General features: G+C 71.2%; 6 protein-coding genes. All 6 read right to left on the bottom strand.

The features are described 5' to 3' along the window. The coding region (locus FXN61_RS44905; RefSeq protein ID WP_167979922.1) for a hypothetical protein at positions 1 to 645 on the bottom strand (645 nt) is incomplete at its 3' end. After that, positions 642 to 2,576 carry a hypothetical protein gene (locus FXN61_RS44900; protein ID WP_167979921.1) on the bottom strand — a complete coding sequence of 645 codons (1,935 nt, stop codon included), beginning with the start codon at positions 2,574 to 2,576 and terminating at the stop codon, positions 642 to 644. The genes FXN61_RS44900 and FXN61_RS44905, both read right to left, overlap by 4 nt. Then, positions 2,573 to 4,312, bottom strand: a complete 1,740-nt coding sequence (locus FXN61_RS44895; RefSeq protein ID WP_167979920.1) for a hypothetical protein — start codon at positions 4,310 to 4,312, stop codon at positions 2,573 to 2,575. Before FXN61_RS44895 ends, FXN61_RS44900 begins: the two co-directional genes overlap by 4 nt. A gap of 14 nt (positions 4,313 to 4,326) precedes the next feature. Further along, positions 4,327 to 4,614 (bottom strand): hypothetical protein, encoded by a 288-nt coding sequence (locus FXN61_RS44890; protein WP_167979919.1) that lies wholly within the window; start codon positions 4,612 to 4,614, stop codon positions 4,327 to 4,329. A gap of 4 nt (positions 4,615 to 4,618) precedes the next feature. Further along, a complete protein-coding gene (locus FXN61_RS44885; protein ID WP_167979918.1) occupies positions 4,619 to 6,709 on the bottom strand; it encodes a protein kinase family protein in 2,091 nt (696 codons plus the stop codon). Further along, the coding region (locus FXN61_RS44880) for a penicillin-binding transpeptidase domain-containing protein (RefSeq protein ID WP_281360869.1) at positions 6,706 to 7,987 on the bottom strand (1,282 nt) is incomplete at its 5' end. The genes FXN61_RS44880 and FXN61_RS44885, both read right to left, overlap by 4 nt.

The following is a 7,987-nucleotide window of genomic DNA, read 5'->3' as shown; positions in this document are numbered from 1 at the left end:
CTCGCCCAGCCGCTGCGCCGCCTCGGCCAGCGTCGCCGCGGCCTGCCGCGTCTGCTGCTCCGGTGACGAACCGATCTGGGCTCGCAGGATCGCGACCGGTTCGAGCAGGTCCACCTCCAGCCGGTGCGCGACGCGGTCGATCGCGTCGGCACGGCGCTGCGACGACCAGGTGCGGCGGTGGTTGAGCATGATCCACAGCACCGTCACGACGATCACCAGCGACAGCAGGACGGGGCCGAGGTACCACGGTTGTGCCAGCCAGTCCGAGAAGAACGGCGGGCGCGATGCGGCGTCGCTCGACGTGTACTGCTGAACGTACCGCCATTCCGCGACGCCCAGCGCGGACCAGGTGAGCACGACGGGCAGCAGCACGAGCACGTTGTTCGGATGCGTGGGCGGGTGTTCGCAGATCGCCCGCAGGTAACCGGGTTCGCGCAGCCGCCACAGGTCGGCGTCCTGGTCGGCGGTGGCCGGGTTCAGCTCTACGCGCTGCGCCTGCCGCACCGCGACCACCAGCACGCCGTTGAGCTGGGCGAGGTGCGGTGGCCGGTTCGCGGGGGACACGCCGGCCAGCGCGTCCATCGTGGACATCGCGGTCCTGGTCAGGGAGGCCACCTGCGCGGCTGCGGACAACGGTTCGCTCACCACGTCCCCAATCGGCTGAGCACGGTCCCCACCACCAAGAACAGCACGACGGCGACCGTGGTCATGAACAGCACCACCGCCCACGGCGAGCCCTGCTCGTCGTCATCGTCGTACGGCTGGACTTCCGGGTCGTCGACAGCGGCTGGTGTGTGGACGGCCTCGACCGGCATCGGCCACTCGTCGTCCTGTCGGAAAACCGGTCCGGGTTCGATCCTGCGCGTCGCGGGACGCAGCCGGGTCGCCGCGTCGCGCAGCACCCGCACGACGTGGTCGCCCTCCTGCTCGCTCTCCTGCTCGCTCCAGCACTCCAGCACCGACGCCAGGAACGCGGCGGGCAACGGTCCAGCCTGGTACTTCCCGAGGTGCTGGACGCCTGCGGTGATCACCGCGCCCTTCATCCGGCGCGACGTCACCTCCTTCATGAGCTCGTCCAGCCACGCCGCGGCCCGCTCGTCGCGGTGGGGGTTGTGCCCGAGCACGGTCTCCAGCACCTGGCGCATGCCGTTCTCGTTGTCCTGCACCGTCATCAGCACGGCCGCGCCGGCCGGGGTCACCTCGGGCATACGATCCACGACCGACCTCAACGTGCCGATCGGATCGGACGCCGCCCGCAGGAACTCCCGGTGCGCGGCGGAGATCCGGCCGTACTGCACCAGCGAGGTCACGATCTCCTTGACCGGCACCGGGAAGATGCCGGTGGACGGATCGGTGGACGAGATGCCCAGGCGCTCCAGCCAATGCCGGTACCGCTGCACGAGATCGGGCGTACCGAGCGGACTGCCTGGCGCGGTCACGTGCTCGCGCACGAACCGCAGCAGCTCCTCCCGGTTGTGGTAGCGCGCGCGGAGGAGGTCGGCGAGTCGCGTGTGCCAGCCGCCGGGTGCGGGCGCGGGCGGGAACTTCGCCGGATTCTGTCCCTTTCCTGCCCGCAACTGTGCCTGCAGCACACCGTCGAACAGCATCGGCTCCAGCCAGTGCGGCGGGTTGCGGAGCAGTTCGCTGATCGCGGTGTCCGTCTGCTGGGCCGCCCACCGCCGCACCATTTGCGGTTTGGCGCCGTCCTGCAACCGCGGATCGTGCGCGCGCACCAGCCTGCCGATGTCCGCCTCGGTGATCACCAGTTCCTCCCTGATGATCAGGTCCAGCAACGCCCGCAGCGACGCCACCCCGCAGTGCGCCGGGTCGCGGCGCCCGCCCGTGGCGCGCTGTGCCAGCCACCTGATCGCCTCGTCCGCGCGCGGGGGCTGCGGTTCCGGCAGCTCGTCGGGGTCGGGCTCCAGCCAGCGCTCGACGCGGCGGGCACACAGGTTGTCCGACTGCTCGGCAGGCCACCGTCCCGTGACGCTGGGACGTTTGTCGAGGATCGGTGTGCTCAGCGGGAACGTCATCCAGATGTGCTCGGCCACCACCGCGCTCGGCAGTGCCGTGACGAGACAGCCGATCACGGCGGCGACCTCGGTGGGATCACCGGTCACCGCGATGCGTTTGCGGCGTTCTGCCAGCGCCATGAGGGGTCTGACGAGCTGCGTCGCGTTCACCGCCGGCAGCGACGGCAACCGCGGTTCGTGCCCGAGCCTGCCGTCCGGGCCCACGAGTGCGACACCGTGCGCCCACACGTCGGCGGGATCGGCGGAGGCGGGGGCGAACAGGAACTGGCAGGTGCCCGCTCGTCCGAACGCGCCGCCCCTGCCCTGCACGGTGAAGCACCACTGTGGACCGTGATCCTCGACTTCGACCTGCTGCAGCCCCCACACCGGGAACCGGTCGTTGTCGCGTGCGGCTTCCGGCGGCTGGTGCACGACGTCGTCCTGCAGGTCGTGCGCCACTCTCACGAAGGCGGGTCCGGGCGGTGCGCCCCGGCGCGGGTCGGTGTACAGCACGAAGCCGCCACCCGACTTGTCACCCCACTCGACGACGACGTGTTCGGTCACGGCCGCATCCTCCGGAGCAGGCAGAGCAGCAACTGGGACAGTGCCGCTGATCTCTCGTCGACGTCGGGGAAGACCGCGCTCGCGTCCCGCGGCTCGATCAGCTCGCTCGTCTCGGCGACCCGGACGGGTGCGTGCTCCAGCGGAGAGCACAGGAAGAAGCGGACGTCGCGCCAGCCCTGCCCGAGCATCGACTCGACGCGTTGCCCGAACCCGAGCGCGTACGCGATGCCGCAGCCCAGTGCGGACATCACGAGGTCCCTGGTGCGCAGCACCGAAGACTGGTGCGGGGTGAGCGCTCCGGCGATGTGCGCGTCCAGCGACGGCAGCATGATCCGGCGTGCGCGCAGCACCGACGAGAGCTCGCCCTCCCGCACCTGGATCACCGCGCCACCACCGACGTGCACCAGGTTCCACCACGCGTCCGGATCGCAGTGGTGGTCCACGATCGCCGTGGCGAACTGCCGCAGGGTCGCCTCGAACAGCTTCTGTTCGTGCTGGGTGCTCGCGATCGGGTCGATGATCGACCGCAGGGCCGCCTCCTCGACCAGCCCGCGGTTCGGCCCGGTGAACCGGACCGCGACCTGGGCGAGGTAGCGGGCCGCGCCGTCGACGACCGCACCCGGCGCACCGAGGTCGCCGAGCGTCTTGCCCCGCCGCAGACCCAGGTGGACGAGGTCCATCTTGCTGATGCACACCAGCACGTGCTGGCTTCCCCCGACGTGGGACGAGAACCCGCTCGACTTCAGCGAGAGTGCGCGCGCGACCCTGCGCTGCACGGCGTTGCGCTGGTGCAGCACGCCCCGCAGGTCGCTGTTGACGTTCTCGTCCGGCCGGACGCTGGCCGCGATCGTGTCCTCGGCGGCGTCCGCGGGGATGAACGCGGCGAACGGCTTCGCGATCGCCGGATCGATCACCCAGGTGAGCGTGCCGTAGTTGCGCAGCAGCCGTTGCTGGTGGTCGTCCTCCAGCGCCGACTTCGCGAACTGCTCGCCGGCCAGGTCGGCGATCGCGACGAGCACCCGCCTGCCGCCGATCGTGTACCGGCACAGGATCGGCTGGCGGATCCTGCGTCCCCACGACGACCGGTCCAGGTGGCCTTCGCCGCCGAGCTTCTCCTGCAGATCCAGCACGGCGGGTACCACGTCGGGCGAGACGTTGGCGCTGAGGAAGTGGAAGGGCACCGTCGTGCGCAACACGGTCGGGTCGAGCGGGAGGCCCTTCTCCTCGGTGTTGCGGTAGTTCTGCAGCAGCACCTGCAGCGGTGTGTCCTCCAGCCAGTCCGCGGTGTGGCTGTCCACCTGCATCGGCCGGTCGGCCAGCGTGATGTGCGGCAGGCCGGTCACCGCCAGCTGCTGGTGCAGCGTGCGCAGGATCAGATAGCTCTTGCCCGCCGCGACGCCGCCGATCGTGGCGGACCCGTCGAAGTCGTCGACCGTCCACTCGGTACCGACGCTCTCGCCCGTCATCCTGATGTGGTCGAGGAAAACGTGGCCGTCGCCGCACATGTGGTAGACCCAGCCCGGCCGTGACGGGTGGTAGCCCTTCGACCGGGCCTCGACGGCGTGGTCGAACGAACTCAGCCGCCATTCCATCGCGCCGCGCTCGGAGCCGCACACCTCCAGCAGGAGGCTCGGCCGCCGCCAGCTGCCGTCTTCGCCGCGCGACGGCGGGACACCGAGGTCGTCGTCGCACGCGGGACAACGCTTGAGCTGGTTGAGGTTGCGGGACGGGGTCATCCGCTCGTTTCCGTTCACAGCAGGGCCAGCAGGACGAAGAACAGCACCAGCAGCAGCGCCGTGACCGGGAGCAGGACGAGCAGGGCGAACGCCCTGCCGTACGAGGCCCCCATCGCGGCCGCCTGCTCGAGGTAGCTGTGCACGTGCGGCTCGGCCTCCCGGCGCGAGAGCGTCGCGGTCGGCTCCTCCAGCAGCACCCAGTCGCCGATCACGTGCCTGATCGACTCGTCGAAGTCCTGTGGCGGGAACACCCGTTCCACCGCCCCGCGCAACGCACCGGGCAGAACCTCCTCGTACCGCACGACGTCACCTCCCCATCAGCAGACCGGCCAGCAGGATCAGCGGCACCGCCATCGGCAGCAGCCCGCGCACGGCGATCTCCCGCCAGTACGCGTGCCTGGCCACGGACAACTGGTGCCGCCGGACGGCACCGGCGACCGCGGCGACGCGTCCCTTGTGCCCGACCAGCTCGGACCGCGCCTCCGCGCGGATCTCGTCCACGTGCCGCGCGTGCCTGCCCGCGGGCGGCAGCACCACCTCGGGCGGCGGACTGTCCGATGAGGACGGACGTGCCGGGACGAGCGAGCGCAACCGGTCGATCCACCTGGTAGCGCTCCAGTCGTCACCACCCAATGCGTTGGGCCGCAACGGTGCCGCAAGCTCCACCGCGAACGGCCGCCAGTGCTCCGGCCAGTACGCGGCGAGCGCGCCCGCCACCACGTCGGGAGAGTCGACCGTGCGCCTGCCGTCGTCGTCCTGGGTCAGCATCGGCGTGACCCGGTCCTCACCCGCGAGGGCGGTGAGGACCACCAGCGCGAAGCCGAACCGGTCGTGCTCGCGGAGGTCGATCTCCGGGCGCTCGCGACCGGGTGCCCGCATCCGGTGCCGCTGGTAGAGCACCTCCGGTGAGGCGTATGCGGCGCTGAACCTCAGCTCTGGCAGCTGCGCGGTGGCGCGTGCCACCGAGTCGCCGTCGATCAGCACGTAGCCGCTGCGGTTGTCCGCGGTGAGGTAGCGGCAGACGTTGGCGGGCTTGATGTCGCAATGCGCTATGTCCCGCTTGTGCATCGCGTCCAGGCCCACCGCGAGCGTGTACAGCTCCGGCAGCTGTTCCACGCCCGGCGCAGAGGCGCGCATGTCCGCCATCGGCCAGCCGACCGGGGTCAGCAACGGCGATACGACGAGCACGAAGCACGCGGGCTGCGGCCGGTCGGCCACGCCGAACCACGCGGACAGCCGGTTCTCCGGGTCGGACACCACTTCCTGTTCCGGGATCGAGAGATCCGTCGGCTGCTGAGGGCCCGTCACGCCCGTCCTGCCGGACAGCACGTGCACCGGCGCGATCACCCACGGCGGCGCCTGCGCGGTGCCACCGACCGACGCATTGACCTGTTCGATGAGCACGGCCTGAGTGCGCAGGTACCGGCGCAGCTGAGCGGCGTGCTGCGGCGTCGCACAGCGGTACATCTTGACGTGCCAGCGGTTCTCCGGCCTGCCGCGCTCGGACGCCTCGGAGTACAGCACGTGCGTCACCAGGTGCCGCATCGGCCGTTCCGGGCTGCTCGACGGTACTGGGAAGAGCCGTTCCTCCGGTTTGTTCGTGGTGCGCGGCGGTTCGATCAGCAGGAGCCGGCCCGACTCGTGCACGACGGGATGCGGCGAGCCGTCCAGGTGGTCCGGTTCTCCCGGCACGCTCGGCTGGCCGACCAGCCAGTCCTGCAGCTCGTAGTCGAGCGAGCAGCCGTGGCCGGTGGTGACGTCGGTGAAGGTGATCCGGCCCCTGCGGCCGACCACGTGCGGGCCGCGCTCGACGATCAGCAGCTGGTCGTCGACCGTCACGGCGACGTGCGGCCCGTGCGGGTATCGCCGCAGCTCCAGTTCTCCGTTGTGGAAACGGAAGTCCAGCAGCCTGCCGGACGGCACGGCGAGCATCGAGCGGGGCAGCACCACGCCCGGCCCGTAGTCGTGCCTGGCGTGCGGACGGCCGAACGGCAGCCACTTCGGGCTCGCCGAGAGCACGAACTCGAACCGGAGGGCACCCCAGCTCAGCACGAGCAGCTCTGACCGGTCGTCGTCGAACTCCGGTGGCGGCTCGGCGAGCTCCTCACGGCTCGCGTCCACCGCGTCGCAGCGCACCTCGCGCCCGCGCGGCACGGCCGGGTCGACCGTGAACGTGACCCTGGTGCGGATGTCGCGATGGTTGGCGCGCACGTCGAGCAACGACTCGCGGATCTTCGCCTTCACCGGGTCGGACAGCGTGCGCGCCGTCACGATCCTGATCTTGACCAGCGTCGCCCCGGCCGCGCGGGCCTTGCCGCGCACCAGGAAGTCGTGAAACTTCGTGGTGGCCTCGATCCGCACCGCCTCCTCGAAGCGGGGGTCGATGTCCGCGGTCATCCGCGCACCTCCGTGATCTTGTCGATGGCCTGCTGCGCCAGCCACCGGACTCGTGCCGCACCGGCCTTCTCGTCGTGGGTCTCGACGGCGACGGCGAACGACACGCGCCCCTTGCCGGTGTCGACGGCGCCGACGACCCACGCGATCTGCAGGACGAACTGCCTCGGCGGCACCACCTCGCCGTCCCCGTACAGCTCGTGCGTGCCGGTTTTCACCCACAGCGCGCTTCCGGCCGGCGCGGTCAGCCCGACCGCAGTGCCCGCCACCGCCGTGGCGGACAACGCCTGCCGCAGCTGCTCGGCCTGCGCCGGTTCCAGCACCTTGCGCGTCTCGCCGGTGATCGTGCGCCGCGCGCCGCCGTTCGCGTTGGTGACCGCGGTGACGAGCGACGGCTGGACCGCGACGCCGTCGTTGGCGACCGCGGCCATCACCGTGGCCAGCTGCAGCGGGGTGCCCTCGACCTCGTCACCGCCGAGCACCGCGTTGCCGATGTCGGTCGGCGCGAGGTCGTGCGGCACGACGGAGTCGAAACCCGCGGCCACGCCGGCGAGCCACGCCGGCCCCGGCTCCGCCTCCGCCTCCGGCTCGGGCCGGGGGAGCGAGAAGCCGAACGATCTCGCCGTCTCCTCGATGTCCTTCCACCCGAGCTTGCTCGCCAGCTGGACGAACGCGGTGTTGCACGAGACCGCGAGCGCTTGTGTCAGCGAGATCTTTCCTTCCGCCGTCGTGCCGGGGCACAGACCCTTGCCGGAGTTGTTGATCGGCTTGCCGCCGAGCCGCACGACCAGCGGCGCGTCGATCGGGTCCGCCGCGGTCGTACCGGGCCTGCGCAGGTACGCCGCCGCGACCACGACCTTGAACGTCGAGCCGAGGCCGTACCGCTTGCCGAGCGCACGGTTGATCTCGGGACGCGGCAGGTCCACGTCTGTCCGTCCCTCCACGTACCTGTGCAGATCGGCCTGCGCCTGAGGCGACAGCGGGCCGGGTTCCGCGCGCAGACCCCAGCGGATGCAGTTGGCGCGCTCCTCGGGTGTCGGCTGCGCGGCGTTGCACTTGCGCGTCTCGTCCGGCGTGCCGTTGCGGGCGCGGTGGTAGTAGTTCTGGTGGGCCTCGCGGAAGGCCTTCATCTCCGGTGTGTCCGTGTTGCCGGTCGCGGGGCGCGCTGTCTCGGTCGGCGCGCTGGCCAGCGCGAGCACATGTCCGGAGTGGGCGTCCAGCACGACCAGTCCGCCGGCGAGCGGTCCCGCGCCGTTCGCGTCCGACCGCACAGCCGTGGCC

It is taken from the genome of Lentzea indica (genome assembly GCF_012184385.1).
Classification (GTDB): Bacteria; Actinomycetota; Actinomycetes; order Mycobacteriales; family Pseudonocardiaceae; genus Lentzea; species Lentzea indica.
Note: the sequence above shows the minus strand (reverse complement) of the source record. Positions and strands in the feature narration are given on the sequence as shown.

What these genes read in the sequence shown, in the direction of transcription:
- FXN61_RS44885 (WP_167979918.1), bottom strand. Translation starts at nt 6,709, where the DNA reads ATGACCGCGGACATCGACCCCCGCTTCGAGGAGGCGGTGCGGATCGAG.
- FXN61_RS44895 (WP_167979920.1), bottom strand. Translation starts at nt 4,312, where the DNA reads ATGACCCCGTCCCGCAACCTCAACCAGCTCAAGCGTTGTCCCGCGTGC.